The sequence below is a fragment of the Pseudomonas sp. P2S-1 genome (assembly GCF_057197725.1).
In genome coordinates, this window is record NZ_CM170068.1 from 2544663 (window position 1) to 2570087 (window position 25425).

36 protein-coding genes are annotated in these 25425 nt (G+C 62.0%); 10 read left to right on the forward strand and 26 right to left on the reverse strand.

Annotated elements, in window-relative coordinates; all coding sequences use genetic code 11:
• Nucleotides 1-48: 48 nt before the first annotated feature.
• The 18 genes from AC2CQI_RS11185 to AC2CQI_RS11270 form a co-directional block, all read right to left on the reverse strand.
• Nucleotides 49-513: a hypothetical protein gene (locus tag AC2CQI_RS11185; RefSeq protein ID WP_484580186.1), complete on the reverse strand. Its 465-nt coding sequence runs from the start codon at nt 511-513 to the stop codon at nt 49-51.
• Nucleotides 514-558: 45 nt separating this feature from the next.
• Nucleotides 559-1428, reverse strand: a complete 870-nt coding sequence (locus AC2CQI_RS11190; RefSeq protein WP_484580187.1) for a phage capsid protein — start codon at nt 1426-1428, stop codon at nt 559-561.
• A 200-nt stretch (nt 1429-1628) separates the two neighbouring features.
• Nucleotides 1629-2471, reverse strand: a complete 843-nt coding sequence (locus tag AC2CQI_RS11195; protein WP_484580188.1) for a hypothetical protein — start codon at nt 2469-2471, stop codon at nt 1629-1631.
• A complete protein-coding gene (locus AC2CQI_RS11200; RefSeq protein ID WP_484580189.1) occupies nt 2468-2830 on the reverse strand; it encodes a crAss001_48 related protein in 363 nt (120 codons plus the stop codon). Before AC2CQI_RS11200 ends, AC2CQI_RS11195 begins: the two co-directional genes overlap by 4 nt.
• Nucleotides 2831-2832: 2 nt before the next feature.
• A complete protein-coding gene (locus AC2CQI_RS11205; RefSeq protein WP_484580190.1) occupies nt 2833-3075 on the reverse strand; it encodes a Bbp19 family protein in 243 nt (80 codons plus the stop codon).
• A complete protein-coding gene (locus tag AC2CQI_RS11210) occupies nt 3072-4688 on the reverse strand; it encodes a portal protein (protein ID WP_484580191.1) in 1617 nt (538 codons plus the stop codon). Before AC2CQI_RS11210 ends, AC2CQI_RS11205 begins: the two co-directional genes overlap by 4 nt.
• Nucleotides 4685-4888 (reverse strand): hypothetical protein, encoded by a 204-nt coding sequence (locus tag AC2CQI_RS11215; protein ID WP_484580192.1) that lies wholly within the window; start codon nt 4886-4888, stop codon nt 4685-4687. Before AC2CQI_RS11215 ends, AC2CQI_RS11210 begins: the two co-directional genes overlap by 4 nt.
• A 5-nt stretch (nt 4889-4893) precedes the next feature.
• Nucleotides 4894-5304, reverse strand: a complete 411-nt coding sequence (locus tag AC2CQI_RS11220) for a hypothetical protein (RefSeq protein WP_484580193.1) — start codon at nt 5302-5304, stop codon at nt 4894-4896.
• 68 nt (nt 5305-5372) lie between these two features.
• Nucleotides 5373-5825, reverse strand: a complete 453-nt coding sequence (locus AC2CQI_RS11225) for a lysis system i-spanin subunit Rz (protein WP_484580194.1) — start codon at nt 5823-5825, stop codon at nt 5373-5375.
• On the reverse strand, nt 5822-6292 hold the full coding sequence (locus AC2CQI_RS11230) for a lysozyme (RefSeq protein WP_484580195.1): 471 nt from the start codon (nt 6290-6292) through the stop codon (nt 5822-5824). Before AC2CQI_RS11230 ends, AC2CQI_RS11225 begins: the two co-directional genes overlap by 4 nt.
• The gene (locus tag AC2CQI_RS11235; RefSeq protein ID WP_484580196.1) at nt 6289-6537 is read right to left on the reverse strand and encodes a holin; all 249 of its coding nucleotides are present in this window, start codon (nt 6535-6537) and stop codon (nt 6289-6291) included. The genes AC2CQI_RS11230 and AC2CQI_RS11235 overlap by 4 nt, the downstream gene beginning before the upstream one ends.
• Before the next feature lie 125 nt (nt 6538-6662).
• Nucleotides 6663-7046: a hypothetical protein gene (locus AC2CQI_RS11240; RefSeq protein WP_484580197.1), complete on the reverse strand. Its 384-nt coding sequence runs from the start codon at nt 7044-7046 to the stop codon at nt 6663-6665.
• A gap of 198 nt (nt 7047-7244) precedes the next feature.
• On the reverse strand, nt 7245-7688 hold the full coding sequence (locus AC2CQI_RS11245; protein WP_484580198.1) for a RusA family crossover junction endodeoxyribonuclease: 444 nt from the start codon (nt 7686-7688) through the stop codon (nt 7245-7247).
• A complete protein-coding gene (locus AC2CQI_RS11250; RefSeq protein ID WP_484580199.1) occupies nt 7685-9115 on the reverse strand; it encodes a replicative DNA helicase in 1431 nt (476 codons plus the stop codon). Before AC2CQI_RS11250 ends, AC2CQI_RS11245 begins: the two co-directional genes overlap by 4 nt.
• Nucleotides 9108-10121: a DUF1376 domain-containing protein gene (locus AC2CQI_RS11255; RefSeq protein ID WP_484580200.1), complete on the reverse strand. Its 1014-nt coding sequence runs from the start codon at nt 10119-10121 to the stop codon at nt 9108-9110. Before AC2CQI_RS11255 ends, AC2CQI_RS11250 begins: the two co-directional genes overlap by 8 nt.
• Nucleotides 10108-10350, reverse strand: a complete 243-nt coding sequence (locus AC2CQI_RS11260) for a hypothetical protein (protein WP_484580201.1) — start codon at nt 10348-10350, stop codon at nt 10108-10110. Before AC2CQI_RS11260 ends, AC2CQI_RS11255 begins: the two co-directional genes overlap by 14 nt.
• Before the next feature lie 2 nt (nt 10351-10352).
• A complete protein-coding gene (locus tag AC2CQI_RS11265; RefSeq protein WP_484580202.1) occupies nt 10353-10664 on the reverse strand; it encodes a transposase family protein in 312 nt (103 codons plus the stop codon).
• Between the two features lie 2 nt (nt 10665-10666).
• Nucleotides 10667-10879 carry a Cro/CI family transcriptional regulator gene (locus AC2CQI_RS11270; protein WP_484580203.1) on the reverse strand — a complete coding sequence of 71 codons (213 nt, stop codon included), beginning with the start codon at nt 10877-10879 and terminating at the stop codon, nt 10667-10669.
• A gap of 104 nt (nt 10880-10983) precedes the next feature.
• Here AC2CQI_RS11270 and AC2CQI_RS11275 point away from each other — a divergent pair, with 104 nt between their 5' ends.
• Nucleotides 10984-11610: a helix-turn-helix domain-containing protein gene (locus tag AC2CQI_RS11275; protein WP_484580204.1), complete on the forward strand. Its 627-nt coding sequence runs from the start codon at nt 10984-10986 to the stop codon at nt 11608-11610.
• A gap of 324 nt (nt 11611-11934) precedes the next feature.
• On the opposite strand, the gene AC2CQI_RS11280 is transcribed toward AC2CQI_RS11275, so the two are convergent.
• Entirely contained in the window at nt 11935-12339 is a 405-nt protein-coding gene (locus AC2CQI_RS11280) for a hypothetical protein (RefSeq protein WP_484580205.1), read from the reverse strand.
• A gap of 133 nt (nt 12340-12472) precedes the next feature.
• Here AC2CQI_RS11280 and AC2CQI_RS11285 point away from each other — a divergent pair, with 133 nt between their 5' ends.
• From AC2CQI_RS11285 to AC2CQI_RS11295, 3 genes are all read left to right on the forward strand, one after another.
• Nucleotides 12473-13042, forward strand: a complete 570-nt coding sequence (locus tag AC2CQI_RS11285) for a hypothetical protein (protein ID WP_484580206.1) — start codon at nt 12473-12475, stop codon at nt 13040-13042.
• A gap of 35 nt (nt 13043-13077) precedes the next feature.
• On the forward strand, nt 13078-13359 hold the full coding sequence (locus AC2CQI_RS11290; protein ID WP_484580207.1) for a hypothetical protein: 282 nt from the start codon (nt 13078-13080) through the stop codon (nt 13357-13359).
• Nucleotides 13360-13523: 164 nt separating this feature from the next.
• The gene (locus AC2CQI_RS11295; RefSeq protein WP_484580208.1) at nt 13524-13862 is read left to right on the forward strand and encodes a DUF3077 domain-containing protein; all 339 of its coding nucleotides are present in this window, start codon (nt 13524-13526) and stop codon (nt 13860-13862) included.
• A 13-nt stretch (nt 13863-13875) separates the two neighbouring features.
• Here the strand turns inward: AC2CQI_RS11295 and AC2CQI_RS11300 are convergent, their stop codons facing one another.
• Nucleotides 13876-14091: a hypothetical protein gene (locus tag AC2CQI_RS11300; RefSeq protein ID WP_484580209.1), complete on the reverse strand. Its 216-nt coding sequence runs from the start codon at nt 14089-14091 to the stop codon at nt 13876-13878.
• A 192-nt stretch (nt 14092-14283) separates the two neighbouring features.
• Here AC2CQI_RS11300 and AC2CQI_RS11305 point away from each other — a divergent pair, with 192 nt between their 5' ends.
• Nucleotides 14284-14565: a pyocin activator PrtN family protein gene (locus AC2CQI_RS11305; protein ID WP_484580210.1), complete on the forward strand. Its 282-nt coding sequence runs from the start codon at nt 14284-14286 to the stop codon at nt 14563-14565.
• Here AC2CQI_RS11305 and AC2CQI_RS11310 read toward each other — a convergent pair.
• Nucleotides 14534-15682 (reverse strand): site-specific integrase, encoded by a 1149-nt coding sequence (locus AC2CQI_RS11310; RefSeq protein WP_484580211.1) that lies wholly within the window; start codon nt 15680-15682, stop codon nt 14534-14536. The genes AC2CQI_RS11305 and AC2CQI_RS11310 overlap by 32 nt on opposite strands.
• Nucleotides 15683-15818: 136 nt before the next feature.
• On the opposite strand from AC2CQI_RS11310, the gene dusA reads away from it, so the two are divergent.
• The 3 genes from dusA (at nt 15819) to AC2CQI_RS11325 (ending at nt 19818) form a co-directional block, all read left to right on the forward strand.
• The gene (gene dusA, locus AC2CQI_RS11315) at nt 15819-16793 is read left to right on the forward strand and encodes a tRNA dihydrouridine(20/20a) synthase DusA (RefSeq protein WP_484580212.1); all 975 of its coding nucleotides are present in this window, start codon (nt 15819-15821) and stop codon (nt 16791-16793) included.
• Between the two features lie 118 nt (nt 16794-16911).
• Nucleotides 16912-17838 carry a transaldolase gene (gene tal, locus AC2CQI_RS11320; RefSeq protein WP_484580213.1) on the forward strand — a complete coding sequence of 309 codons (927 nt, stop codon included), beginning with the start codon at nt 16912-16914 and terminating at the stop codon, nt 17836-17838.
• Nucleotides 17839-17922: 84 nt separating this feature from the next.
• Nucleotides 17923-19818 (forward strand): alkaline phosphatase D family protein, encoded by a 1896-nt coding sequence (locus AC2CQI_RS11325; RefSeq protein ID WP_484580214.1) that lies wholly within the window; start codon nt 17923-17925, stop codon nt 19816-19818.
• 102 nt (nt 19819-19920) lie between these two features.
• Here the strand turns inward: AC2CQI_RS11325 and rssC are convergent, their stop codons facing one another.
• The 3 genes from rssC to AC2CQI_RS11340 all read right to left on the reverse strand — a co-directional run bounded on the left by rssC (nt 19921) and on the right by AC2CQI_RS11340 (nt 22757).
• A complete protein-coding gene (gene rssC, locus AC2CQI_RS11330; protein ID WP_075803091.1) occupies nt 19921-20403 on the reverse strand; it encodes an anti-sigma factor antagonist RssC in 483 nt (160 codons plus the stop codon).
• Nucleotides 20400-21584, reverse strand: coding sequence for a two-component system response regulator RssB (rssB, locus tag AC2CQI_RS11335; protein ID WP_484580215.1), 1185 nt, complete (start codon nt 21582-21584; stop codon nt 20400-20402). The genes rssC and rssB overlap by 4 nt, the downstream gene beginning before the upstream one ends.
• A 468-nt stretch (nt 21585-22052) precedes the next feature.
• Complete coding sequence (locus tag AC2CQI_RS11340) at nt 22053-22757, reverse strand: MlaA family lipoprotein (protein ID WP_075803089.1); 705 nt, start codon at nt 22755-22757, stop codon at nt 22053-22055.
• Between the two features lie 173 nt (nt 22758-22930).
• Between AC2CQI_RS11340 and pcrP the strand changes: the two genes are divergently transcribed.
• Both pcrP and AC2CQI_RS11350 read left to right on the forward strand, forming a co-directional pair.
• A complete protein-coding gene (pcrP, locus tag AC2CQI_RS11345) occupies nt 22931-23515 on the forward strand; it encodes an HAD superfamily inactivated hydrolase PcrP (RefSeq protein WP_075803088.1) in 585 nt (194 codons plus the stop codon).
• Nucleotides 23516-23625: 110 nt separating this feature from the next.
• Nucleotides 23626-23889 carry a DUF4404 family protein gene (locus AC2CQI_RS11350; RefSeq protein WP_075803087.1) on the forward strand — a complete coding sequence of 88 codons (264 nt, stop codon included), beginning with the start codon at nt 23626-23628 and terminating at the stop codon, nt 23887-23889.
• Between the two features lie 119 nt (nt 23890-24008).
• On the opposite strand, the gene queF is transcribed toward AC2CQI_RS11350, so the two are convergent.
• Nucleotides 24009-24839, reverse strand: coding sequence for an NADPH-dependent 7-cyano-7-deazaguanine reductase QueF (gene queF, locus AC2CQI_RS11355; protein ID WP_484580216.1), 831 nt, complete (start codon nt 24837-24839; stop codon nt 24009-24011).
• 57 nt (nt 24840-24896) lie between these two features.
• On the reverse strand, nt 24897-25382 hold the full coding sequence (locus AC2CQI_RS11360; RefSeq protein WP_075803085.1) for a cupredoxin domain-containing protein: 486 nt from the start codon (nt 25380-25382) through the stop codon (nt 24897-24899).
• Between the last annotated feature and the right edge of the window lie 43 nt (nt 25383-25425).

Here is a 25425-nt window from a genome sequence, read left to right on the forward strand (position 1 = left end):
GGCACTAGGCCCCGGCAACTGAAACGCCTTCCATGGCTACCGCCGAACTCAGTTCTGCTGGGCGTACTGCGCAACCAGGGTGATGACCTGGCCCGCCTGCAGGGCAGCACCGGCGACCACGGAGCGCAGTTCGCTGGTGTCGGTGGCCTGGCCGGGCAGCGTGACCAGCACATCGAACAACGCACCGTTGGCGAAGACCGCCTCTGCGGTGGCGCTGCCGGCAGTGGTCACTGCGGTTGCAGCCAGGTAGCGCGCCGGGGTTACCGGATCGCCCAGGTTGAGGGTGGAGGATGCCGCGCCGGCTGCGAAATACAGCTTGGTGGTGGGCATCAGGCGAGCACCGAAGGGCAGGAAGCCCCACGAGATGTACTCGCCGATGCCCGGGCCGCCGGACGCCGGGACGGTGTAGGTGCTGACGAAGACTTGAATGTCGCCGCCTTGGAGGTTGGGCTTGACCAGCGTTTGCGGATACGCGGTGCGCGCCGCCGCCAGAGAGCCGTTGCCGTTTGCCATGGTGTTTCTCCTGAATAGGGTTGAGGGCGAGAACAGCGAAGACCCTTACGGGTCGTTCGCGGCGATCTCGACGACCTTCTCTTCTTCGACGCGGACCGAGCCCAGCGACTGCTTGGCGTAGATCCGGACGTTGAAGCCCTTGCCTGGGTCCTCGCCCACCTTGGTGGTGATGTCCTGGCCTTTGCCCAGCACCACGCCGGACTTGGCCCAGGCGTAGCAGAGGCGGGTGTTGCCGGTCTTCGGCAGGCGCTCGGACGGGATCCAGCGGAAGCCCATCCAGGTCCCTTTCAGGGTGCCTTCCTGGAGCATCTTCACGCTCATGAAGTCGGCGCTGGTCAGGGTGGTGTCGGCGAGAATGTCGACCAGGGCGTTGGCGTGGTAGCCCATGTACAGCTCTTCGCCAGCCTCCTCGTCAGCCTCGTTGAGGCGGAAGATCTTCTTGGCCTGGATGATCTTGGCCTTGGTCAGGCCGGTGCCGCCCACGGCGATCTTCTGGCTAGCTGGCAGCGGTACCAGGACCCCGCCCTGGGTGCTGCGCGAGCCGCCACCGAAAGCCTGGATGATCACGTCGTCCTTCGCCCGGTTCATGCCGGCCACCATGGCCTGCACATAGTCCGAGGTCGGATCGACCAGCATGCGGATCTTGTCCTGGTCATCGACCATGTCGCCGTCTTCCCAGTCGTAGAGGTCCACGAACCGGGTGCTGTGCGGTTGGTCGTTGATCGGGGTGTCGCCGTGGCGCTGGGTGCGGCGCTGCGCAACGCGCTGGCCGAGACGGTTCACCGACTTGGACATGCCCACGATATTGGGCTCGATGGTCACCGCCCCTTCGAAGCGGGACATTTTCTGTTGGGCGACGTGCTTGAAGTTATCAGCGAACTGCTGCACGAACGCTTCGGTAATTTGCTGGGACATACGATGCACTCCAATGCGGATTCAGGTGTGCCTACCGGGTGTCCGTCTTGCGGGCCGGGATTCCTGGCGTGCATCGGCATTGCTGCGCCTGGGGCTGGCCGGGTATCTGCGCGCCACCGCAGGCCGGCCCGACATTGCTGTCGGGATGCCTGTGATGGTCGGTTTGGAGGGGCGTCGGTTTCCCGACGTTTTCGGAGGGGTCAGGCCGTGAAGGTGCGGGATGCTGGCTTGTTGTACTTGGCGGCGTAGAGCTCGTTCAGTTGCTGCTGGATCTGGACGCGCTTCGGATCGTGCGGGGCCAGGTCCTGCAACTGCTGGCGCAGCTCGGCGGTCTTCACGGCGAAGTCCTGTTCATTGGCCACGCCATTGCTGATCAGCGTGTCTTCGGCCATTTCCTTGCCGATGTTGGCGGTGAAGGCGATGAAGTCCGGGTCGTTGCCGAACTTGGCCATCAGGTTGGCCATGCTGCCCAGGCCTTCCTTGTTCGCGAAGCCCTCGGCCGCACGGTGGGAGGACTGGAGGTTGGCGGTGTACGCCTTATCATCGGCCCAGACGCCCTTGAGCTGGGCCACGCAGTCTTCCTGGCTGAGCTGGGCATTGCCGGCGATCAGGCCTGGTGCCGCTTTCAGGTACTCACCGACCGCGAACTCCACCTGGGCGTTGGTCATGCCCTTGGCATGTGCAGCCTTCAGAAATGCCTGGGAGTTCGGGTCAGCTTTGAACTCGTCCCAGTTGAAGCCCTCGACTTCAAGCTTGAGCGCGTACTCGTCGGCGCTCTTGGGCGGCGCATCGCCGGAGCCCATACGGGTTTCCAGGTGCTTGTAGGCCTCGGCAACCTTCCTCGACGATGCTTCAAGATCAAGGCTGCCGTCCTCTTTGTTCGTGCGGTACTTCTCGGGGATCCAGTCGTTGGGGACTGCGTTGCCTAGGACAGTGGTGGTCGTTTGGGCCTGGGTCGTAGTGGTGGTACCGCTCGGGTCGCCGTTCTCGCCCGTCTCGTTGCACAGGAAGTGGCCCAGGTGGGTGTGGATGAACCAGTTCATGCGGCACCCCCGAAGGTTTCAATGCGGGTGTTGATGATGCCCAGGTACAGAACCATTGCGTCGGCCTGCATCTTCAGCAGCTCGCGCTCTTTCTCGGGAAGACCAGCATAGAGATCGGTATGCATGAAGGTTTCCAGCTTGGTGACGCGGTCCGCCAACTGCTCGCACTCGGCAATCACGCGCTGCTGGTGTGGCGCCAAATGACCGATGTGCCCCAGTGCAATGTTCGCTTCCTCGAATTTGTCCTTGGGGCACCAACTGATATAGCCGTCGCTGTACTGCACCGAGTAGCCCGGAAGTCCATCTTTCTCCTGCTCCCAGGCAGTGACGATCTTGGTACCCACGTAGTGCTGAGTCATGTTCATTCCTCTTCGGGTTGGTCATGCACGCCATTGGCGCGGTTGATGCGTCGCAGGATGTGGTCGAGCACTTCTCGCGCTCCCAGCCTGCTGTAGGTTTCAAGGATGGCGTCGATGCCGCCCTTGGTGACGGTGCTCTTGCTGAAGCGCTGGATCAGCGCCTCAAGGACGATCACGCCCTCTGCGTGCTGCTCGAACACGCGCTTGAACATGTCGTCCAGTTGCTCGGAGGTGTACTGGGTCATGCGGCGGCTCCTGGCTGCTGCTTGAGGGCGGATTCGGTGACGGCCTGTTGCATGGCGGCCTGCTGTTGTTGTTCGACCGCCGCCTGCTGTGCCTGGGCACGCTGCTCACGGACCTGCTCGACGTCGGCCTTGGTGCGCATGACCTCGGCAGGGACGCCCAGGGCTTCGCCCCGGTACCGGGCGGCAGCGTCCATGTCCACGTTGTCCATGGCGTCTGGCTGCTGGCCTGCTGCGGCCTGCGCCTGTGCTGCCGCTGCGCAGCCCGCGACGTACTGATCGATCGCACTGACCTCCTCCAGCTTCTGCGCCCGGGCCAGCGGCGACAGGTAGCGGACGGTGTACGGCCTGTTTGACAGAGAATCAGGCGGCTGCCCGAGGATCCCGGCACGCACGGCGATGCCGAAACAACGCTCGATCAGGGGTTGCAGGTACTCGCTCTGTAGCCGTCCGTAGACCGGACCCAGCAGCTGACGGATCAGGTTGACGCGGACGTGCACCTCAGTGGCGGTCATGGCCGGGCCGTCTTGGGCCTGGAGCTGGTCGGCCATCAGGATCTTGCGAATGGCACGCTGCAGCCGCTCGATGCGGGAGTCGGTGTACTGGAAGTTCGAACCGCTCTGGAGCGGCTTCATGCTGTCCACGGAGTTGGCCACGATGATCTTGCGGGGACCCACCTTGACCGTCTTGGGGTTGAGCACCCCGTCGTCCTCGGCGATCCACATGCCTGCGATGGCCAGGTCGGCCGCGGCCAGGTCCATGCGCACCATCTCGTTGAGCGTGCGAGCGTCTGGCAGGGCCTCGAACACCGGGCCAGTGGCGTAGACGCTGTCGGGGATCATCATCCAGCGCGGCACCACCACAGGCATCTCGTGGTAGCCGGACTCGCTGACGGTCTTCTTCGCCGCCACCTCGACCTTGCAGCTGGCGATCGGCATGTTCTTGGCCATCTTGGCGCCGACCATGTACGTGCTGCGCGGGTAGATGGCGTGCACGAACTCAATCAGTTCCTGAGGCTTGTCCTTGGCCAGCTTGCGGGTGTTCTCGCTGACGTTGCCTTCGCCGAACTCGTTGACGGCCTGCTCGGCGGTCAGCTTGTACGAGCGATAGACGCTGTCGATGCGCCCGCCTGGCTTGGACGCCGAGCAGTACACGCCAGCGATGGGCCAGAGGTCGAAGACATACCCGCCCTTCTCCCGGTCGCTGTCGATGTACAGGGCGAACCAGCCGGCGCACACCACGTCGAGCATGCCCTCGAATGCAGCGGCGTCGAAGTTGGAGGCATGGATGTTCTCCCAGATGATTTCGGCGGACTCGCCCAGCCAGCGGCGCTCCTCTTCCGTGGACTGCGCCACATCCATGCCGAACCACAGGCTGTTAGCTGGCGTCATGCCGGCCTGGACGGACGAGGACAGCGTGCGCGCCCCATCAGTGGTGGTGCCGTCGAAGATCCTGGCTTTGCGGTTCAGGGCCTCCTGAGCGCTCATCATCTCGCAGTAGAAGCCGTTCCCCCGCTGCGGGTACGTGTGATCGAAGCAATCGCGCCAGACCTGCTCATGCGGGCTGCGCAATGACTTGAGCACGCTCAAGGTCTTGCAGATCTGGTCAGCATTCATGCCCCGAGTGTCCTTTTCCCTTGCTCAATGACGGTGCCAGCGGCGCCCGCTTGCGACAGCAGGCTGCTGCGCTGCTTGCGGGCCTTGGCTGCGGCGGTTTCCTCGTTGGCCTTCTGCGCGGCTGCGTCAGCGGCCTTCTGCGCGGTGACCGCCGGATCTTCGGTCGCAACGACCTTCGGCTTGCTTGGCTTCGATCCCATGGCTGTTACTCCCGGGTGTAGGCGAAGGGCAGGTCAGGTACCAGCCAGCCTTCGTCGGTGAGCACGGCTTGGGTGCGGCGCTGTGCCTGCTCGGCGGTGGGCTGGGCGGTGGCTTGTACTGCCGTGGTGGTGGTCGCTGGCTCTGCCTCGACGGCCTTCACGAACGGCTCACCGCCAGCGTTCAGGCGCTCGGCCTCGGCCTGGGCGGAGTCCTTGGCGCCCTCGCCGGCAGCCACGAAGTCGCTGAACCAGTCGTCGGTGGTGGCGGCCCAGATGCGCCAGCGCCCACCGCCGTTGTGCTTGGCGGTGTACTCAGGCTCTTTGGCATTGGTGCTGGTGGTGGACTGCTGCTCGGCGGTGGGCTGGGTGAGCGCTTGCCCAGGGGTCTGGGTCTGGAGGTTGTCGGGGGCTGGCATGCGAAGGGCCTCGGCGATGGTTGATCAACGAGGCCCAGCATCAAGGCGGGATAGCGTCGGTTTCCCGACTATCGAGGAGCGCGACAAGCGTTGTTGATGTAGTCGATCAGCGTGTTCAGGGCTCGGATGGAGTCGTCGCCGTCGTTTCCGGTTCGGACAATTCGTTCAGCAGACGCTGGGTCAAAGTCGGCTCGCGCTTCTGCATTGCCCACGCCGGGGGTGGCGGTGGCGGCTCGCACAGTGCAGCTGGTGGCCTTGATTGACAGCCGGTGCTTGCCAGCAGCGACATCAGCACGAAGGCTGGCATTGACCTGGTTCGCATGCTCTCTCTCCTGGGTGTGCTGGGCATCAAGTTCGCCCAGCAATCTGATGGTGTTCTTGCGGGATTGCTCCGAGGCCTCCAGCTCGCTCACACGCCGCGATGACGCATCAAGGCTGGTGCCGATATGGTCGATGCGCCCAAACGCCCCAATCAAGAGCAGAGACAGCGTAGCGATGGCTGCGAGCAGGTACTTGGTCACAACCCCACCTCGCACAGCTCCCTTTCGGCAGCTCGACGGTTGACCAGGCCGGCCAGCTTCTGGCCCTTGGCGTACACCCAGCGGCTCAGCTCCGCACATGCGCCCCTGGTGTCGCCGGCGTTCAGCTTGCGCAGCAGCGTGCTGGTGGCGAAGGCCGTGGCCCCGGCGTTGTACACGAACGAGCACAGGGCGGCCCGGCGCGTGGGCGGCAGTGGGACACGCACAGCGCGGTCAACGGCGGCGCAGGCCTGGCCCAGCTCCGCCGCCAGCAGCGCATCACACTCAGCGGCGGTGAGGCGCTGCCCCAGCTTCACGCCCGCGGTGCTGCCGTAGCAGATGGTCGGGATGCCCACCGGGTCCAGGTACGCCAGCAGCGAGCGCCCCTCGAAGTAACCCACCAGGCTGGTGGCCATGGCGATCGATCCGCCCAGGGCCAGGGGCAGCACGCGCTGCTTGATGATGCTCATATCCGGCACTGATCCTTGAGCGCCGCGATCCTGGCCTCGCTCTCCCGCGCCTCCCGGCGGTCCTTGCGGATCTGGAACCAGGTGTTGACCACAAAGCCCAGGGCAGCAAGCGCCACCCCGATGATGCCAATCCAGTTGGCCTGGGACAGGAAGCCCACCACGCCAGCACCTGCGCCCGCCAGCATTCCCTTGCTGGCAACCGACACGCTGACCGCCTCCACGATCCCTTCCGGGTTGTTCGCCATGCTTGTGCTCCTGACTGGGGCTTTCATGGGCGCCTCCAGAGTGGTGACAAAGAAAACCCCGCACGGTGGCGGGGCATCGATGACACGGAGGATGGTGGTGGTGCGCTGTCGGGTTCCCGACGATTTCAGGGCTTGAAGTGGTAGTCGAGCGCTGTGCACATGGGCAGCTTCTCCCGCCCTTCCCCGGTGATCCTGCACCAGAGCAGCACCAGCCGCTCCCCTTCGCTGTACCGGGGCTCAGCACCCTGGCGCCAGCCGATCAGCGTGGTACGCGCCACACCGATCTCGTCCGCCGCGCTTTGCAGCGAGTACCCGCCACGCAGCACAGCTGTAATCACCCGGAACCAGTCGATCCGCTTCGGACCAGGGCGCGCAGCCGCAATCACCGGCGGCGCCACGGGCACGAACACCCGCGGCGCCAGCTCGGCGAACAGTGGCAGCTGGTCAGCCACGGGCTTCACGGTGGTCGCCAAACGCGCACGCGCGCGACGTCGGGACAGGTTGAGCACTCACACGCCCCATCACTTCGCTCATCTCCCCAATGATCCTTGCAAGCGCTTCAGGGTCTTCGTCGAGCTCGAACGGATGGAAGGACCGGCGGTGGCCGAGCATGCTCTCTGGCTCGTCCGGGCCAGCCAGGTCCTGGTCGGCAGCCAGCATCAGCCAACCGCTGGTACCAATTTCGCGGCAAAACCACACAGGCCTGTTCACGCTGCACCCCCTTCCCGCTCGACGATGAGCACATGCACACCCGGCGTTTCGCCATAGCGCTTGCGCACGATGGCATCCACGACCTGTACGTCGTCCTTCCACACAACGCCGTTGAGCCCGTCGAAGATCGCCTTCACGACGTTGTCCATGTCGGGCTTCTTGGCCGGGAAGACTTCACCCGCCAGGGCCTGGGCCTTGAACTTCTTGGTCGCCGACTTGGGGATGACCTGGATGATGCGCATCTCGACCATCACGGCGCCCTCGATCAGCTGGCGGCCGGCCATGGCCTCGGTACCCGCCAGGGCGATCAGGCCCTCGTAGCTGGCGGTCTTGGCTGGCGTGAACATGCGGGCATGGCCACCGATGGTGCTGACGCGTGGCCGGCCCTTGCCGACCGGGTCGCCTGGGACGAAGAATTTCACGGATTCTATGGCGGTCATTGCTTGTGCTTCCCGTAGTTCTGGTAGCGCTCGGCCATGCTGGTGACCTTGGCTACAGGGCTTTCTGGCTTGGGCGCGTAGTCCGCGTTGTCGTCGAACAGGTCCGGTGGTGCTGCGTCGGCGCTGGAGTTGGCCGCCAGCTCGGAGAACAGGCTGTACCCGCCCTGGTACCGGACGCGGACAGTGCCTGGCTGCACTTCGCGGGCGGCGCCGATGATGATCTCGGCGGTACCACGTTGCTGGGTGTGCGGGTCGTAGACCTCGTCGCGGTACACGAACAGGATCGTGTCGGCGTCCTGCTCGATGGACCCGGAGTCGCGCAGGTCGGATGGGACTGGGCGCTTGTTCGGGCGCTGCTCGAGCTGGCGATTGAGCTGCGACAGGGCGATGACGGGGCAGCCCAGTTCACCGGCGAGCATCTTGAGCTGGCGGGTGACCTCGCTGACGCGCTGAACCGAGTTGGCGCGGGAGTCATCAACATCGACCAGGCCGATGTGGTCCACCACGATCAGGTCCACGCCGAAGTTCATCTTCTGCCGGCGGGCGACGGAGCGCAGGCGGTTGATCGTGATGCCGCTGCGGTTGTACAGCTCGATCTGCGCGCCGTTGATCAGGCTCGAGGCTTCGAGCATCTGCGCGGAGTGGGTACGCAGCGCCGAACCATCCTGCAGAGCGCCCAGCGGGATGTGCCCCAGGGATGCCAGGGATTTGTCCATGAGCTGGCCGTGGGACATTTCCTGGCTGAACACCAGGACGCGCTTACCGTCGCGGATGGCGTTGTGATCGACGATGTTCATGGTCAGCGTGGTTTTACCCATCTTCGGGCGTCCGGCCACGATGATCAGTTGGCCGGCCTTGAGCCCGCGGAGTTTCTTGTCGAGCGCCGGGATGCCGGTGGACAGACCGTCCATGGCGCCGCCAAGGGCTTCACGGCGCTCCAGCTCCTCGACGTGTTTGCGGATTGCTTCACCGGCGGTGACGGTGTCCTGCACGGCCGACGTGGTGCTGATCGCGTTGATCTCGGCCTGGGCCTGGGTGATTTTGTCCTCGGTCCCGGAATCACCCTCGGCGATTTCGTGGATGGCGCGTGCCGCGGTCATCAGGGCGCGGACGGTGCTGCGCTCGAGCACGGTGTTGGCGTAGGCCCGGGCGTTCGACGCACTCGGCGTGTTGCGGTGCAGGTCGGCGCAGTAGGCCAGTGCCGATTCACCGCCGTACAGCGTGCCGATGTGCTCGGCCACGGTCAGGAAGTCAATCGGGGTGCCCTTCGCACGCAGCACCTGGATCGCGTCGAACACGGCGCGGTTGTCGGCGAAGAAGAAATCGGCGGTCTTCAGGTCGGCGGACAGGACGTCGATCAGCTCGGGCTTGATCAGCATTGCGCCCAGCACGGCGTGCTCGGCTTCGAGGCTGTAGGGCTCACGCATTTTGGTAATTCCCCTCGATGACTTTCACGAAGTTTCGGGACTTGATCAGCCAGTCGAACGTGGCGCGGAACGCCTTGCTGCCGTCGCGCGGAACGACCTGGCCAGTCAGGAATCTGGATTTCTTGACCTCGGCGAAGTACTCGGCCCAGAACTGCAGGTCCTGGTGCACAGGACTCTGCTGCCACCTGGCCTTGAGCTGCTGGCGCCGGTCATCGTTGAGCAGCACGACCGCCGGCAGCTCTGGAAGAGCAAGGTGGTAGAGATCGACGATTTTCTGGTAGGGGCAAGCTGGGACGCGCGCCCGAGGATCGTCGAGCTCGCTCGTGCCTTTGAACAAACTGTCCTCGGCCGACTCCGCGGGTTGGCGCGAAGCGTCAACGAGTCCTGCGTCAGCAGGACAATGCTCTTGATCTTTAATCCCTGTCCCTGTCCCTGTCCCTGTCTTAGCCGTGACCTGTGACGGACCTGTCACAGTGACAGGTGGGGTGACAGGCTCCTTCTTCCCCAGGGCCTCATGCCTGGCTCGAACCTCTGCTGTCGAGGCGTTCCAAGGCAGCATGATTCCGGCCTCGCGCAGGTCGCTGAACATGCGCTTTCGGTCGTCTCGCTCCTTCTGTTTCCGGGCTTTCTCGTTCTCTTTGCTCTCGCGGTACTCGGTGCGTTCTGCCCAGGCTTCCAAGGCCTTTTCACATACGACTGGGTGATACAACCGGCCATCGGAGCAGACTACAAACCCTCGCATTGCGCCCTGTTTCACCTTCCTCCACCCCCTCAAATCACCACGGCCATAGCCTGCGTACGTAGCAAGAGCAGTGTCGTTGTCGGGCAATGAACCAGCAGGAACCTGGTTCCAGGATGCGCACCAGAGCAGAACTGCCGCACGAAATTCGTCTCCACTGGCCTCGATCGCCAGATTGCTGTCACGCAAACGCCCCACATCGAGCGGCATGAAAGGCAATCCGCGCAAATCAACATCCAGAGGAACAAGAGGATCAGAAATGGGCATTGATGCCTCCGGAGCGCGGGATATGGACGCTAAGGGAGGCGAATAGATAAGCCGCGCAGTTGGCCGCGGCGCGGCGGCGAGTTGGTTCGCTGAAAGCGCGGGATACCTGCCGTGCGGAGCGCATCGCCATTTCTTTATGGAAATCGCAGTCACCAGCCAATATGCAAGGAGACCTTTCGAGCTGGTCCAGGACCCGGGCCAGGCCGACACTGACGTGCTCGACGGACATGATCAATCCCACCCCAGCGGACCAGGCCGCTTCTTCTCGGCCTTCAGCCCGATCCGCGCCATGGTCTCCAGGGCGGACAGGTAGTCGGCGGTTACCACCACGGCGGTATCGGGAACAACGCGCAGGCCCAGCAGCGACAGGACCTGGGCCCAGCGCTGGTACTCCCCGTCATTCCAGCGCGATACGGTCGACTCGCTGCAACCGGTTTCCAAAGCGACGGCCTTCTGACTGGTGCGCGCAAGGCGCTGCAAGATCAGGGTCTCGATCTCGCGGGCTATGTCAGCCCGGTCTTGGCTTAATTCGTTGGTCGCCATGATTAAGCAACCTCAGAATCGCGCTTGCCCTGAGGCTGGGAGGGAAATGGCTTCACTTCCTCTGCCGAGAACGAGCCGTCGCTATTAGCGATTACCTCAACCTTGCGGCCGATCCGGAGAGCCTTGCTCAGCGCGCCCTGGGTGATGTTGAGCTTCTTGGCCGCCGCGGTCTGGCCATGGGCCTCGCAGAAAACAGCCAAAGGGATACGTTCCATGGTGAAACCTCGCTTGAGTGACCATGAAAGTATTTCCTGCGGAATTATACATGTCAATGCCGGCGGAATTTGCCGACCATGCCCTGCGGGAATAATCTGCGCCAATGACCCAGAAAAAACGTGAACTCGAACAGTGGGAAAAAGACGAATGTGCAGCCTTGAAAGAGGCAATCGCAGCGTGGAATCGAGCCCGCCCCAAAAAAGACCGCCTCACCCAAGAGCAGGCTGCAGAAGCCCTGGGCATGAATCAAGGATCCTTCAGCAATTATTTGAATGGGCGAATAGCTCTGAACTTCGAGTTCGCCCTAAAAATCGGCTCGCTATTTGGAATCCAGATGGATGAATATAGCGAAAGACTCGCGAATGAGTTGCAAGAGCGAATTATCGAGCTCGAAAGACAGGAGCCAAAAAGGCAGAGGCAACTCGTCGAACTACTTGAGTCATCAGCAATCGAGCGTAGACAAGCCGAAGCAGAGTTCCGAAATTCGTTCGACGAATTCCTCGACATGTGCTCTCGCTCCCCACGAGAGAACAGAGCATTCAGCGTCCACCTCATTGGAGATAAGATTGAAAGAGGTGAAACGTCTAGCCGGGATAGAAAGGACGCGTTACTGGACATATTCTATGTTATTGCTTCCGCCGAAATTGACGGTCTTCTTTCTGACCAAGATATAAACGTCCTAAGCTACCTCACCGCTTCGATCGCGAAAAAATTCCCACACCAAGTGTGACCCCTCCCCCATGGACAATAGCCACTTATGCCCACCGCATAGGTGGCTGACTCCGCGTCCGCCGGCTGCCGCAATTTGCAAGTGACCCGCCGCACCCCTTTCAACCAAGAGGCACAAGGAGGCTTGCCATAATTATTTCCGCAGGAATTGACAAAATAAATTCCTGCGGCAATAATTTTTTCGTCCGGGAGCCTCCAGCACTCGGATGGCAGCGATGGACCAGCCTAATGGTTCAGAGGGTTGGCAACTCACCCGGGCGCGCAGCGTAAAGCGCCATAAGCAGTTTTCCGGCGGACAGGGTCGCGGCTGGAGAGAAGGAATCACCTAAATATCAACGCCCTTCCGGGACCTGGCCAGTCGACGGGTCTCGGCGCCATAGCGGTGCTTTCGAGACACCTTCGAGTGCTTGAAGAGCACCATGGACCCCGCTGTCAGTGCGATCAGCACCATCCGAAGGGCCAGCGACAGAGCCTCCATCCCGGTCTTGGTTCGACTGAACCCCATCGACATCAGGATGAGCACCATGAGCAGAAAGCCCACCTCCAATGACACCAGGAGCATCGAGGCTCGCATCAGCCGGTCTTTGCGGATCGCCCTCGTAGCAGCCCTGGTGATTGCCCTGGTGATACCGGCGGCAGAAAGCGCCCTGATCACCAGCACCACCGGGAGACTGGTAATGCGGTTAATCGACTTCATCACCTTGTTGGCAATGATCTTCAGCTTTTCCAATGCGTACCTCCTCAACCGGCGCCTGGACAGGAAGTCCGAATTGTAGAGGCCTTTATCAGACCGATGAGCCCGCATTACGCGCCTCGCGCGCCAACCCCAAGCACCCAACGATTAACACCTCAGGAGCACAGAAATGGCCACCGCGAAGAAAATCACCGACAACGCTCTGCTCGACAGCGAGAAAAAGCGCACGAGCAAAACTCTCCGGCTGGTCAGCGGAGTCAAAAAGCCAGTCAAGGTCCGGGCAAAGCTTCGAGCCAAGCCTCACGCCAAAATCGACGTGCACAAACTGCCATTTGTTGGCAAAGACCACGTCAAAAAAGAGGACGGCACCATTTGCTTCTGGGATGTTCCATTGGCTGGCGGGTACTGGGGCGGGCAAGAAACAGGCTCTGCCATCGGTATCATGTATCTCGACAGCCTGATGCGGAAAGACCCCGAGCACCACGGGATATTAGGATGGATGGTCTCCGAGCTCATGGCTCGAACCCCACAGACCGAGGAAGAAAATGATTCTCTTCGCGGTCAGGTGGTTGGCTTTTTCAGTCGAATTGAAGGCTGGTTAACAGCAGCAGTAAAACACCTGGATCACAATCTAAACTCGCTTGATCACCAGAAGCTGCTGGATGCGGCCAATGCCGGATTCGACTCTAAAGCGGCGAATATCAGGCTTCGTTTGGGCGCCCCTAAAGCAACCCACTGAAATTATCGCCATCAACAATACAGAGGAAACAGTAGATGACTGACCAACAAGTTAGCCGGGAAATCCTCGAGCTCACGACGACAGTCAAAGACTTGGACGAACGCCTCAGGGTATCGAACGACTTGATGCTTTTCCTCCTCGCATCAATTAAGTTCGCGGATCCAGAGTTCTGCGAACGACTGCTCGAGCAGTTCGAAGAAATGAAGAAATCGAACGGTAACGGCATGAGCTTCGACCATCACTTTGAAGTGCTTCTGCATCGAATGGTTGACGCCCTCAGCGACACCGACACCCTGGATCTAGAAAGTGTGACGTAACAGCTGGGGCTAATTTGACAGACCTCTGCGCTTCAGCTGTTTCTCTCCACATATCCCGCCATCGCGATACAGCCTCTATCCGGTGGCATCAACTCAGCCCGCACCCTTCATTGCGATTGCCAACAGCGCGGCCGGACACCGGCTTGCTCACGAGGAGACTATCAGTGAACGCACAAGCAAAACTTCAAATCATCCAGACCGCGCAAGGGATCAAGACGGAAGCCGGAACAGCCTTCTGTAATAGCGGTGACATCAAGAAGAAACAGGCACTGTTCCAGGTTAATGCTGGGGTCGAGCTCATCGACGCGTTGGAAAGCCTGTCGGACATGCTCGATCAAGCGCGCACTCCAATCCACAACGCCGCCATGGGCGACCCGCTGGAAGGGAACGAGGCATTCCTCGTGAACTTTATGCTGCAGGCCGCCCAAGCCATCGTGGACTCTCTGCATGACTCCGCAAGGCGAAGCGCCCAGGCACCCCACAATCAAAAAGCCGCTCAGTGAGCGGCTCAAGATATCAACCCTTGGCGAGCAGCTTGTGTTCCGCCATGGAAATGATCAACGCGACTTCGTCAACGCGACGGTCATCGATAAAGCGGATCTTACTTTCAGGCTCTGCGACAAGGGCGTGAGCACGCTTATAAAGCACCTCCAAATCAACACCTTGCTCCTTAGCCGCAGCCAGCAACGCAACAATGGTCTGCTCTTGGAATTGTTCCAGCTCGGTCGACATTAACTTCTCCTAAACCGGCTCCATGCCGGGCGGCACATCAATACCCCACTTACCCGATTGACGCTACCCCTGAAGCCAACGACCGAGAACCTAGGCCGCCCGCCGGCGACCAGTTCGACGAAGGTCCGGTGCTGGTGCGCATGCCTGGCGCCAGTACCGGGCCAGACCGATTCATTTTCTGAGGGTCACCACATGAAAACCGCTTTCCTGCTGATGGCCCAGTACGACGGCCAGGCCATCATCCCGCTTGAGCGCGTATGCGCGGACTACTTCGCTCACCTCACTCCCGACAAGCTCAAGGCCAAGGTGGCCCGGGGAGAAATCAACCTGCCGCTGGTGCGCATGGAGGCGAGCCAGAAGGCCGCCCGCGGCGTCCACCTCAACGATCTGGTCGCCTACCTGGACGCGCAACACGCCCAGGCCAAGGCGGAACACGAAAAGCTCATGGGGCGCGGACTAGGGCGCGCTTGTTGAGCAATCTCCGGGCCTCCACAGTGGGGCCCGCTACAACCTCCTCCAGCATGGCCCACCCGTCCCAGGGGTCGCCATTCCCCCGCAGGTGCGTATAGCGCCGCATCGAGTTCCAATCCCGGTGACCGGATACAGTGGCCACTTTCGGGATATCCCACCCCTTTTCGAATAACCGGCTGACGCCCTCATGGCGAAGGTCGTGGAAATGTAGGTCCTCAATACCCAAGTACTTGCACGCCTTCGTGAACGATGCCCCAATCGATCTGGATTCGAACGGGAAGACTTCGTCCAACCCATCGATGCGCTGCATCGATCGCAGGATTCTCCATGCATCATCAGGGATGTGGCACCAGACGTCATTCCCATGCTTGGACCCAGGGCTTTTCATATCCTTGATCAGAACGGTTTGATCCTGCTCGTTCATCAGGCTCCAGCGAATCCTGGTGATTTCTTCCTGCCGCCGAGTCGACAACATCGCAAAGGCAACAACCCGGACCATGTCGATTTCTTGCTTCCGGCGCTCTGCCATCTGCTGGTAGTAGCGGATTATCTTCTCGATCTCATCCCGCGTAGGCCGACGCCGACGCTCCTTGCTCTTGGTCACTGCACCCATCTTGCGCAGAACCTTACGAGCGTCGGGCATAGCCATCGGGTCAACCTGGAACCCCCATGCCGGCCTGGCCACCGACAGCACCGCGCCCAGGTGGGCCAAGTCGTTGCCAACGGTCTGTGGCTGGGCGCCGCACTTCTCGATCCGCTCCATCGCGTACTCGATCAGCTTCTGACTGCTGATTTCGACGTCGATCAGGCTACCCAGCCATGTTTCCTTGATAGCCTCCAGGGTAAAGCGCTTCGTTCTGCCAATCGGTCGCAGCTTCTCGTACTGGTCCAGGTAGCGATCGATCATCTCGGCGACGGTGCCGCTCTTGCGATTCGCCCTCTCCAGCCCTCCTGGCTCATGCAGCTCGGCTTCGCGCTTCCTGATCCAGGCTTGGGCCGTCGCCTTGCGATCGAACGTCTGGCTTTCCTGATAGACTGCGCGCCCTTCCTTCATGATGCGGATCTGGGCGGTGAAGCCCGATGAGCCGTCCTTGCGCTTGCGTTGCGTGATAGTGCCCATTGATTTGCTACATGACTGGTCCGGGTTGCTACATTGTAGCAACAGCCATTCAGAAACAAGCTTAAACGGTAGCAAACGGCATCAAATGAGAGACACCAAAATGCAACAGATTCAGGCGGAAACCCCAGCAACCCCAATGAATACGGTATCTAGGAGGTTTTCCGTTGCTCCGATGATGGACTGGACCGATCGCCGCTGCAGGTTCTTCCTGCGCCTGCTCTCCCGCCATGCCCTGCTCTACACCGAGATGGTCACCACCGGCGCCCTGCTCCACGGCGATGCCGCGCGCTTCCTCGGCCATGACGCCGCCGAATACCCGCTGGCCCTGCAACTGGGTGGCAGCGTGCCGGCGGACCTGGCGGCCTGCGCCAGGCTGGCCGAGGTGGCCGGCTACAACGAGGTGAACCTGAACGTCGGCTGCCCCAGCGACCGGGTGCAGAACAATATGATCGGCGCCTGCCTGATGGGCCATCCGGCGCTGGTGGCCGATTGCGTGAAGGCGATGATCGACGCCGTGGAGATTCCGGTGACGGTCAAGCACCGCATCGGCATCAACGGCCGCGACAGCTACGCCGAGCTATGCGATTTCGTCGGCCAGGTGCGCGATGCCGGCTGCCGCAGCTTCACCGTACATGCGCGGATCGCCATCCTCGAAGGCCTGTCGCCCAAGGAAAACCGCGAGATCCCGCCGCTGCGCTATGACATCGCTGCCCAGTTGAAGCAGGATTTCCCGGATCTGGAGATCATCCTCAACGGCGGCATCAAGACCCTCGACGAGTGCCACGAGCACCTGAAGACCTTCGACGGCGTGATGCTCGGCCGCGAGGCGTATCACAATCCCTACCTGCTGGCCGAAGTCGACCAGCAGCTGTTCGGCAGCAGCGCCCCGGTGATCACCCGCGCCGAGGCGCTGGAGCAACTCAAGCCTTACATCGCCGCGCACCTGGCCGCCGGCGGGGCGATGCACCATGTGACCCGTCATGTCCTCGGCCTGGCCCAGGGTTTCAAGGGTGCCCGGCGCTTCCGCCAGCTGCTTTCGGTGGATGTACACAAGACCAACGATCCACTTGGCTTGCTCGACCAGGCCGCCGAGTTGCTAAAAGGCCACTAGGAACCCACGGGCGCGTCCGCACTCGAAGACTTACCTTCCGAAACCCCGCCGGCCCGGCCCTTGAGCCGCTGGCGGCGCTCGGGTAATGTCATCGCACCGCACAGGACAGAGCACGCTCATGACTTCCAAGCTGGAACAACTCAAGCAGTTCACCACGGTCGTTGCCGATACCGGCGATATCGACGCGATCAGCCGCCTCAAGCCGGTCGATGCCACCACCAACCCTTCCCTGCTGCTCAAGGCCGCCGCCATGCCCGGCTACGCCGATCTGCTGGATCAGGCGATCCGCAGCAGCAAGGGCGATGTCGACCTGGCCTGCGATGCCTTCGCCGTGTCCGTGGGCAGCGGCATCCTGAAAGTCATTCCGGGACGTATCTCCACCGAGGTGGACGCCCGCCTGTCCTTTGACCAGCCGGCCCTGCTGGCCAAGGCGCGCAAGCTGATCGAGCTGTACGACCAGGCCGGCGTCGGCCGTGACCGCGTGCTGATCAAGCTGGCCTCGACCTGGGAAGGCATCCGCGCCGCCGAGGTGCTGGAGAAGGAAGGTATCCAGACCAACCTGACCCTGCTGTTCTCCTTCGCCCAGGCTGCCGCCTGCGCCGATGCCGGGGTGTTCCTGATCTCGCCGTTCGTGGGCCGGATCTACGACTGGTACAAGAAGTCCACCGGCAAGGAATACGTCGGCGCCGAAGATCCGGGCGTGCAGTCGGTGACCCGCATCTACAATTACTACAAGGCCAATGGCTACGACACCGTGGTCATGGGCGCCAGCTTCCGCAATATCGGGCAGATCGAGCAACTGGCCGGCTGCGACCGCCTGACCATCAGCCCCGAGCTGCTGCAACAGCTGAGCGACGACCAGGGCAGCCTGGAACGCAAGCTGAAGCCGGGCGCCACCGGTGAGCCGCGCCTGAGCCTGAACGAGAGCCAGTTCCGCTGGGCATCCAACGAAGATGCCATGGCCACCGAGAAGCTGGCCGAGGGCATTCGCCAGTTCGCCCGTGACCAGGAAAAGCTCGAAGCCCTGCTCTCCGCAAAAGCTTGATACAAATATCGGTTTGCCAGTAGTCGCGACAGCGCGGAAAGTCCCGCCTCTTCCGCAACTACTGGCAGACGATTTCCCGTCCTGATGTCCGATTCCCCTTCCTTGCCGCTGGTACTCGCCGGGCCGCTGCTGCGCCGCCTGGAAGACCGTCGCGTGGTGCTCTGGCTGGTCGCTTCGCGGCCGCTGAGCGCCGAACTGCACCTCGATACGCCCGAGCCGCTGAGGCTGGCGCTGGACGATACGGGTTGCCAGGTCCTGCCGGTGGGCCGCGAGGCGTTTATCCATCTGATCGATGTGTCGCTGGATACGCCGCTGCCGTGCGATACGCGGATCAGCTATGACCTGCTGCTGGACGGCCAGGGCATCGCCGAATGGGCGCCGCATCTGCTGTATGCCGGTGCAACGCGCCCGGACTTCGTCGTGCGTTCGCGCCTGGACCAGTTGCTCCACGGCTCCTGCCGCAAGCCCCATCACCCTGCCGCCGACGGCCTGCTCTGCGCCGACCGTCTGCTGGCCGAGCCCCACGAGGCTATCGAGCGCCCGGCCCTGCTGATGATGAGCGGCGACCAGATCTACGCCGACGATGTCGCCGGGCCGATGCTGCGCGCCATCCACGCCCTGATCCAGCGCCTCGGGCTGTTCGAGGAATGCCTGGAAGGCGCGGTGATCCGCGACAGTGTCGAGCTGTACGACCATCCCGCCAGCTACTACCAGCGTGGCGACCTGCTGCCGGCACTGAAAAGCAACGAAACCCTGCGCGAACGCTTCTTCGGCGGCGTGCGCAAGCCGATCTTCACCAGCAGCAACGCGGACAACCACCTGGTGACCTTCGCCGAGACCCTGGCGATGTACCTGCTGGTCTGGTCGCCGCTGCCGTGGACGCTGATCGCGCCGCAGATGCCGGCCCTCAGTGCCGAGCACCAGGCGCGCTACCGGGCCGAGGAAGCGTGCCTGCAAGGCTTCGTCGAGGGCTTGGGCGATGTCGCCCGGGTCCTGGCGCACCTGCCGAGCCTGATGATCTTCGACGACCACGATGTCACCGACGACTGGAACCTCTCGGCGCAATGGGAGGAAACCGCCTACGGTCATCCCTTCTCGCGGCGGATCATCGGCAATGCCCTGCTCGCCTACCTGCTGTGCCAGGGCTGGGGCAACAACCCGGAGGTGTTTGCCGATCTGCTGCACAAGTGCCAGGGACTGTTCGCCAGTGCCGGGGGCGACGGCCATCTGGACAGCCCGGTGCAGGATGAATTGATCAACGACCTGTTGCGTTTCCAGCAATGGCATTTCGTCCTGCCCACCCGCCCCGCCTTGCTGGTGCTGGACACCCGCACCCGGCGCTGGCGCAGCGAAAGCAACCTGGCCAGGCCCTCGGGGCTGCTCGACTGGGAAGCCTTGAGCGAGTTGCAACAGGCCTTGCTCGACCATCCCTCGGCGATCATCGTCTCGCCCGCGCCGATCTTCGGGGTGAAGCTGATCGAGACGGTGCAGAAGATCTTCAGCTGGTGCGGCTATCCGCTGCTGGTGGACGCGGAAAACTGGATGGCCCATCGCGGGGCGGCGCAGGTAATCCTGAATATCTTCCGCCACTCGCGTACCCCGGGGCACTACGTGATCCTTTCGGGCGATGTGCACTATTCGTTCGTCTACGAGGTGCTGATTCGCCATCGCCAGAGCAGCCCGCATCTGTGGCAGATCACCAGCAGCGGGATCAAGAACCGCTTTCCGGCGCGCTTGCTGGAGGTGTTCGACCGGTTGAACCGCTGGCTGTATTCACCGCGCTCGCCGCTGAACTGGTTTACCCGGCGACGCTCGATGGAGGTGGTGCCGCGGGTGCCCAGTCATAGCGAGGCCGGGGAGCGGCTGTGGAACAGCGCGGGGCTGGGGCGGGTGTTTTTCAATGAGGCAGGGCAGCCGGAGAGGATTTATCAGCTGAATGCGGAGGGGGCGGAGGCTACCGAGTTTTTGAAGAGAGACTGAGGGCCTCATCGCTGGCAAGCCAGCTCCCACAGTGACCGCGTGCACCGCTGGACCTGTGGGAGCTGGCTTGCCAGCGATGAGGCACTAAAGAGCAATGGAGATCTAGCTGCGCTCCAGCGCATTCACCAGGTCATGGAAGGCTTCCCGGTTGGAGTCGTTCAACCCCATCAGGATCTTGTGCGCCTCCAGCACCTTGGAGCGCACCACTTCTTCGTCCTGGTCCTGGGACGGCAGGTCGGTCAGGCACTCGGGACACGGGATCGGCCGGTCGACGATGTTGAACACCTGGTCGAAGCCCATCGATTGCAGCAGGCGGGTGATGTCGGCGTGGGTGGTGACCACAGTCGGCAGCAGGCCAACCTTCTGCCGCGACAGGATCGACAGCTTGGCCAGCAGGCCGAGGGTGGTGCTGTCGATGCTCTGGGTTTCCGTCAGATCGATGACGATCGCCGAGAAATTCAGCGCGGTGAAGATCTTTTCAATAGTTGCATCCAGCGCCGAACACAGGGTCAGGCGCACTTCACCGACAAATTTCAGAACAAAGGTGCCGCTCTGTTCGGCGAACTGGATTCTACCGGTACTCATTGAAGGTTCCTGCTCAACACCAATAGGGCGATATCATCCGGCATCTCCCCAAGCGTAGCCAATTCGAATCGTCGGCGCAGGCCATCCAGGCTGCCACCCGCGTCCCTGATGATCTCAGGCAGGGCCGCTTCTTTATCTTTGAGTGTCTCACCGGGCAAAAGGTCAAGAATGCCGTCGGAGAGCAGGGTCAGGCTGAAGGTTTCCGGCAATTCCAGAACGTGGTCCTGGTAGGTCGCCTCGTCGAACAGCCCGACCGGCAGGCCACGGCCTTCAAGGTAACGGCCCTGCCCCGGGGTGAACAGCACCGGCAACGGCAGGTGGCCACCGATGGAGTAGGTCAGCAGGCCCGTGTCTTCGTCGATGACACCACCAACCATGGTCACGTGCTTGCCCAGCTTGCAGTTGATCAGGCCGCGGTTGATGTGGCCGAGCACTTCCGAAGGCTTGAAATCACGCAGCGAACCGGCGCGCTTGAATTCGAAGAGCAAGCGGGTGGTCATGAACTTCAGCAGCACCGTGACGAACGCCGACGACGCGCCATGGCCGGAAACGTCCGCCAGGTAGAACGCGATACGCCGCTCGTCGACCCGGAAGTAGTCGGCGAAGTCACCGGACAGGTACAGCGATGGAATGATCTGGTGCTCGAAGGCGAACCCGCCACAGTGCCATGGGCTTTCCGGGAGCATGTTCATCTGCACCTGGCGGCCGGCGGTCTGGTCTTCCTGCAGCAGGTGCAGGCTGGCTTCGAGTTCGCGGTTGGCGGCTTCGAGCTTTTCCCGGTAGCGCTGGTTTTCCAGGATCAGGCGCGCACGGTCGAGGGCCCGATGAACCGAATGCTCGAGAACGGCGAGGTCTTCCAGGGGCTTGATCAGGTAATCGGCGGCACCAAGGCGCAGGGCTTCGACGGCATCGTTCATCACCCCGGCACCGGAGACCACGATCACCGGCAGGTCGGGCGCGCGCTCGGTGACCTGGCGAATCAGCTCCAGCCCGCCCATTTGCGGCATGCGCAAATCGCAGATCACAAGGTCGGGCCGATCCTGTTCGAACACTTCGAGACCCTGCTGGCCATTGCTTGCCTGCAGGACACTGAAACCGCTGTCTTCCAGATAGGCGGCGAGACTCTCGCGCACCACGTCGTCGTCATCGATTATCAGCAGCGTTGCACTGGTTTTCTGCATGTGGGCAAACGGCGCCAGAAATAGGTTGGCGTAGGTGGCTCGACAGGCTGGAGCTCACGTACTGGATTCTCTTCTAGCCACTCTGCTTTTCCGGGTTGCGGGTAGGAAAGAACCGACCGACAACAGACAGAGGTGCCCTGTAAGGCGCAGACGGTACTCCCATCCGTCAGGCGTTTCAAGCATGTGGCGACGCTCTCGCAGCGCTCTTCACAACGCAAATCACCGGGAGTTATAAAAACCCCATTTCTCGCAACTCAATGGAAGGTTCGAGGGAGATCCCGCTTCAAGCTCCAAGCTCCAAGCCATAAGAAAAAGCAGCCCGCACAGCCCTTAAGTACGCAGCAAAATCCGCAAATCCAAAAGAAAAAAGCCACAACCTGCAAAGCGAGTCAGTGGCAGCGCCGCGGACTCTCTTGCAGCTTGTGGCTTGGAGCTTGAAGCCTGGTTCAACGCATTTCGCAACAATAATCAGAAGTCGTCTTCGACCTGACCATCCTTGACCTTGAACTCGCGGTTCTGCAGGTAGGCGTTGCGAATGAACGTGTACTTGTCGCCACGGATCATCTTTTCCGCCTGCAGCAGGCTGGCACGCATGTCCACGATGTCGACCGCACGAATGGTGTTGCGGGTCGGCACGTGGTCGATGTACTGGTAGGGTTCGGTGTAGGTGTCCGGGTACTTGGCCACGGCATCGCGCACGGTGCTCGGGCCGAGCAGCGGCAGCATCACGTACGGACCGCTGCCCACGCCCCAGTAGCCGAGGGTCTGGCCGAAGTCTTCGTCGTTGCGTTGCAGGCCCATCCTGGTACCCACGTCGAAGAAGCCGCCGATACCGAAGGTGGTGTTGACGATCAGCCGCGCCGTGTCCACGCCCGCCGCGTAGGGCTTGAGCTGGAGGATGTTGTTGGCGAGGTTGGTCACGTCACCCAGGTTCTGGAAGATGTTGTGCACGCCGTCCTGGAGGAACTGCGGCGTCACGTACTGGTAGCCCTGGGCGATGGGTTTCAGCGCGTAGGTGTCGACCGTGTCGTTGAAGCGGAAGATAGGCCGGTTGATGCTTTCCCAAGGATCCTCCTCGGTGGCCGCCTGGGCCGCAAGCGGCGCCAGCAGCGCGGTGGCGCAGACACTGGCCCGGAACAAACGATCGAGCACTCCCGTACCGATCCCACGCATAGCAATTCTCCTGGATGAACACTGAACGGAGCGGTGAAGCTCCTCGCCAAAGTGAGCAAGTATAAAGCCTGGCGAAGCCCGCGTCGCAAATAGTTGACGCGCCCGCCTTCACCCGTTCGTCACAAAACCGTCACTCGTACCGGGTAACGTCCCGCTATTTCAGGGATGTTGCCATGCCTCACGCCCCCGCCTTCACTGCGCTGTTGTTCGGACTCCGTGGCTGCCTGGTCGATTTCGGCGGGAGCAGCCAGGAGGCGGCCCGGGATGTTCAGCCCACCCCCGGCGCTCTCGATGTGCTTGCCTGGCTGCGTCGGCATGAGGTGCCCTGCGCCTGGCTCGACGATGTCGCGCCGGATCATGGCAAGCGCCTCAGCCATGCCCTGCCCGCCTGGCTGCAGGCGATCCATCACGGCGACGCCAAGCCGTGGCCCGCCCCCGATTCCTGCTGGAAGGCGCTGATGCAGATCGAAGCCGGCCAGCTCGATGGCTGCGTGCTGATCAGCGGCGAGCCGCGCCTGCTCCAGGCCGGCCTCAACGCCGGGCTGTGGACCATTGGCCTGGCGGCCTGCGGACCGTTATGCGGGTTGCCGGAAGACGAGTGGCAGGCACTGGACGACAAGCAGCGCGAACACAAGCGTGGCAAGGCCACCTTGCAGTTGTTCGGGCTGGGGGTGCATTCGGTGATCGACCACCTCCAGGAACTGGAGGACTGCCTGGCGGATATCAGCCAGCGCCGGCTCAAGGGCGAGAAGCCCTGATCGGGATCATGCAATTCGCGGCGCCGTGGATTAATCTGTCAAACGTCGCATGGACCTTTCGTCAGCGCTGAAGGTCCATGGCTGTGCCTATTGATAGAAGGGAAATCGCCATGTCCAACAGCGATCTGCAACACCAGCTCGACACCCTGCGCCAGCAACTGGAGCAGGACCCGCCGCTCTCTGAAGAAGAGCGCATCCACCTGCATGAACTGATGCAGCAGATCGACGCCCAGATCAAGCTCGAGGCCGCGACCCAGGACAACAACCTGGTGGACGGGGTGAACCTGGCGGTGGAACGCTTCGAGGTTGACCATCCGGGGCTTACGGCGACGCTGCGCAATATCGTGCAGAGCCTGCAGAGCATGGGAATCTAATTAAAGCGCCCCGCGAACCCTGTGGGAGCTGGCTTGCCAGCGATTGCTGCAGTGCATTCACCATAGCAATCGCTGGCAAGCCAGCTCCCACAGGGTTCGCGGGGCTCTTCAGATAATTGTTACTGTCTTGCCAACCGCCGGTTATCCACCTCGACCGCACCCAGGCTCCGGTACGGATTGATATCCAGCCCACCCCGCCGCACATAGCGCGCATACACCGTCAGGTGCTCCGGATCGAGCAAGCGCTTGAGGTCCAGCCAGATTCGCTCCACACACTGCTCATGGAAGTCCGCATGCTGGCGGAAGCTGATCAGGTAGGTCAGCAGGCTCGCCGCATCCAGTTCCGGCCCGCGATACTCCACCACCACGCTGCCCCAGTCCGGCTGGCCGGTGACCGGGCAGTTGGATTTCAGCAGATGACTGTGCAACACCTGCTCGACCACCTTGTCCTTGTTGCAACGCAACAGTTCCGGCTGCGGCTGCTCGTAGTTGCTGATGCTGACGTCGAGCTCGTCGATGCACTGCCCCGGCAGGCTCACCACGCCCTCCGCCGACACCTCACCGAGGCTGCGAATACGCACGCCCACCGGCTTGCCGGCAGCGGCACTGAGGTCTTTGACCAGGCAGGCCTGAAGCTCCGAAACCGAGCCGAACGGCGTCTGGTTCAGCGAGTTGAGATAAAGCTTGAACGACTTGGATTCGATGATGTTCGGCGAGTCGGCGGGAATGGCGAACTCGCCGATGGCCACCACCGGCTTGCCCGACGGCAACAACCACGACAGCTCGAAGCAGTTCCAGAAATCGACGCCCTGCCACGGCAGGCTGTCGCCGCTGACGCCCAGCTCCGCCCATTTCGCCAGGCGCGGGATGGGGAACAGCAGGGACGGGGTGTAGGTGGAGACGTATTCGCTGGATTTACCCAGCGGGGAGTGTTCTGCAGCGGGGTGCATGGCTCAAACCTGAAGGACGAAATTGCCCTAGTTTATCGGGTTTGAGCCATGGATGGCTCACTGGGCGATATTCAGCTTGCCGACCATGCCCGCCTGGTAGTGCCCGGGCACGTTGCAGGCGAACTCGATGGGCGCGGACTGGCTGAAGGTCCAGGTCAGCTCGCCACGCTGGCCGGGCTGGACCATGACCATGTTCGGGTCGTTGTGCTGCATGCCATGTTCCATGCCGCCATGGCCCATCTTCGAATGGTCCATCTGCGCCATTTCCAGCATCTCTTTCTGATGCGCCGCATGCATCGCAGCATCGCCGAGATTGAACTCGTGGGCCACCTGGCCCTTGTTGATCACCACGAAACGCACGGTTTCACCGGCCTTGACGTCAAGGCTGCGGGGTTCGAAATACATGTCGCCCAGGGTCACTTCGACCGTGCGCGTAGCCTTGGCCGCCGCTGCCGGCTGGCCGAAGGCGAAACCGTGGTCTGGCGCGGCCATCACCGGCAGGCTGAACAAGGCAAGAACAGCAGCTGTGAGTGCAAGTTTCATCGGGGTACCTCGTAGCGATCGATTCATGCCGCCAGTGTGCGAG

Excerpts from the sequence above, each read along its gene's own strand:
- AC2CQI_RS11310 (WP_484580211.1), bottom strand. The coding sequence starts at position 15,682 with ATGGGCACTATCACGCAACGCAAGCGCAAGGACGGCTCATCGGGCTTC.
- AC2CQI_RS11325 (WP_484580214.1), top strand. The coding sequence starts at position 17,923 with ATGTCCGATTCCCCTTCCTTGCCGCTGGTACTCGCCGGGCCGCTGCTG.
- AC2CQI_RS11340 (WP_075803089.1), bottom strand. The coding sequence starts at position 22,757 with ATGCGTGGGATCGGTACGGGAGTGCTCGATCGTTTGTTCCGGGCCAGT.
- AC2CQI_RS11275 (WP_484580204.1), top strand. The coding sequence starts at position 10,984 with ATGACCCAGAAAAAACGTGAACTCGAACAGTGGGAAAAAGACGAATGT.
- AC2CQI_RS11300 (WP_484580209.1), bottom strand. The coding sequence starts at position 14,091 with ATGTCGACCGAGCTGGAACAATTCCAAGAGCAGACCATTGTTGCGTTG.
- AC2CQI_RS11215 (WP_484580192.1), bottom strand. The coding sequence starts at position 4,888 with ATGGGATCGAAGCCAAGCAAGCCGAAGGTCGTTGCGACCGAAGATCCG.
- dusA (WP_484580212.1), top strand. The coding sequence starts at position 15,819 with ATGAATACGGTATCTAGGAGGTTTTCCGTTGCTCCGATGATGGACTGG.
- AC2CQI_RS11235 (WP_484580196.1), bottom strand. The coding sequence starts at position 6,537 with ATGGCGAACAACCCGGAAGGGATCGTGGAGGCGGTCAGCGTGTCGGTT.
- AC2CQI_RS11265 (WP_484580202.1), bottom strand. The coding sequence starts at position 10,664 with ATGGCGACCAACGAATTAAGCCAAGACCGGGCTGACATAGCCCGCGAG.
- AC2CQI_RS11255 (WP_484580200.1), bottom strand. The coding sequence starts at position 10,121 with ATGCCCATTTCTGATCCTCTTGTTCCTCTGGATGTTGATTTGCGCGGA.
- AC2CQI_RS11260 (WP_484580201.1), bottom strand. The coding sequence starts at position 10,350 with ATGTCCGTCGAGCACGTCAGTGTCGGCCTGGCCCGGGTCCTGGACCAG.
- AC2CQI_RS11195 (WP_484580188.1), bottom strand. The coding sequence starts at position 2,471 with ATGAACTGGTTCATCCACACCCACCTGGGCCACTTCCTGTGCAACGAG.
- rssB (WP_484580215.1), bottom strand. The coding sequence starts at position 21,584 with ATGCAGAAAACCAGTGCAACGCTGCTGATAATCGATGACGACGACGTG.
- AC2CQI_RS11305 (WP_484580210.1), top strand. The coding sequence starts at position 14,284 with ATGAAAACCGCTTTCCTGCTGATGGCCCAGTACGACGGCCAGGCCATC.
- queF (WP_484580216.1), bottom strand. The coding sequence starts at position 24,839 with ATGCACCCCGCTGCAGAACACTCCCCGCTGGGTAAATCCAGCGAATAC.
- AC2CQI_RS11205 (WP_484580190.1), bottom strand. The coding sequence starts at position 3,075 with ATGACCCAGTACACCTCCGAGCAACTGGACGACATGTTCAAGCGCGTG.
- AC2CQI_RS11210 (WP_484580191.1), bottom strand. The coding sequence starts at position 4,688 with ATGAATGCTGACCAGATCTGCAAGACCTTGAGCGTGCTCAAGTCATTG.
- AC2CQI_RS11230 (WP_484580195.1), bottom strand. The coding sequence starts at position 6,292 with ATGAGCATCATCAAGCAGCGCGTGCTGCCCCTGGCCCTGGGCGGATCG.
- AC2CQI_RS11285 (WP_484580206.1), top strand. The coding sequence starts at position 12,473 with ATGGCCACCGCGAAGAAAATCACCGACAACGCTCTGCTCGACAGCGAG.
- AC2CQI_RS11185 (WP_484580186.1), bottom strand. The coding sequence starts at position 513 with ATGGCAAACGGCAACGGCTCTCTGGCGGCGGCGCGCACCGCGTATCCG.
- rssC (WP_075803091.1), bottom strand. The coding sequence starts at position 20,403 with ATGAGTACCGGTAGAATCCAGTTCGCCGAACAGAGCGGCACCTTTGTT.
- AC2CQI_RS11360 (WP_075803085.1), bottom strand. The coding sequence starts at position 25,382 with ATGAAACTTGCACTCACAGCTGCTGTTCTTGCCTTGTTCAGCCTGCCG.
- AC2CQI_RS11200 (WP_484580189.1), bottom strand. The coding sequence starts at position 2,830 with ATGACTCAGCACTACGTGGGTACCAAGATCGTCACTGCCTGGGAGCAG.
- tal (WP_484580213.1), top strand. The coding sequence starts at position 16,912 with ATGACTTCCAAGCTGGAACAACTCAAGCAGTTCACCACGGTCGTTGCC.
- pcrP (WP_075803088.1), top strand. The coding sequence starts at position 22,931 with ATGCCTCACGCCCCCGCCTTCACTGCGCTGTTGTTCGGACTCCGTGGC.
- AC2CQI_RS11245 (WP_484580198.1), bottom strand. The coding sequence starts at position 7,688 with ATGACCGCCATAGAATCCGTGAAATTCTTCGTCCCAGGCGACCCGGTC.
- AC2CQI_RS11350 (WP_075803087.1), top strand. The coding sequence starts at position 23,626 with ATGTCCAACAGCGATCTGCAACACCAGCTCGACACCCTGCGCCAGCAA.
- AC2CQI_RS11270 (WP_484580203.1), bottom strand. The coding sequence starts at position 10,879 with ATGGAACGTATCCCTTTGGCTGTTTTCTGCGAGGCCCATGGCCAGACC.
- AC2CQI_RS11190 (WP_484580187.1), bottom strand. The coding sequence starts at position 1,428 with ATGTCCCAGCAAATTACCGAAGCGTTCGTGCAGCAGTTCGCTGATAAC.
- AC2CQI_RS11220 (WP_484580193.1), bottom strand. The coding sequence starts at position 5,304 with ATGCCAGCCCCCGACAACCTCCAGACCCAGACCCCTGGGCAAGCGCTC.
- AC2CQI_RS11290 (WP_484580207.1), top strand. The coding sequence starts at position 13,078 with ATGACTGACCAACAAGTTAGCCGGGAAATCCTCGAGCTCACGACGACA.
- AC2CQI_RS11250 (WP_484580199.1), bottom strand. The coding sequence starts at position 9,115 with ATGCGTGAGCCCTACAGCCTCGAAGCCGAGCACGCCGTGCTGGGCGCA.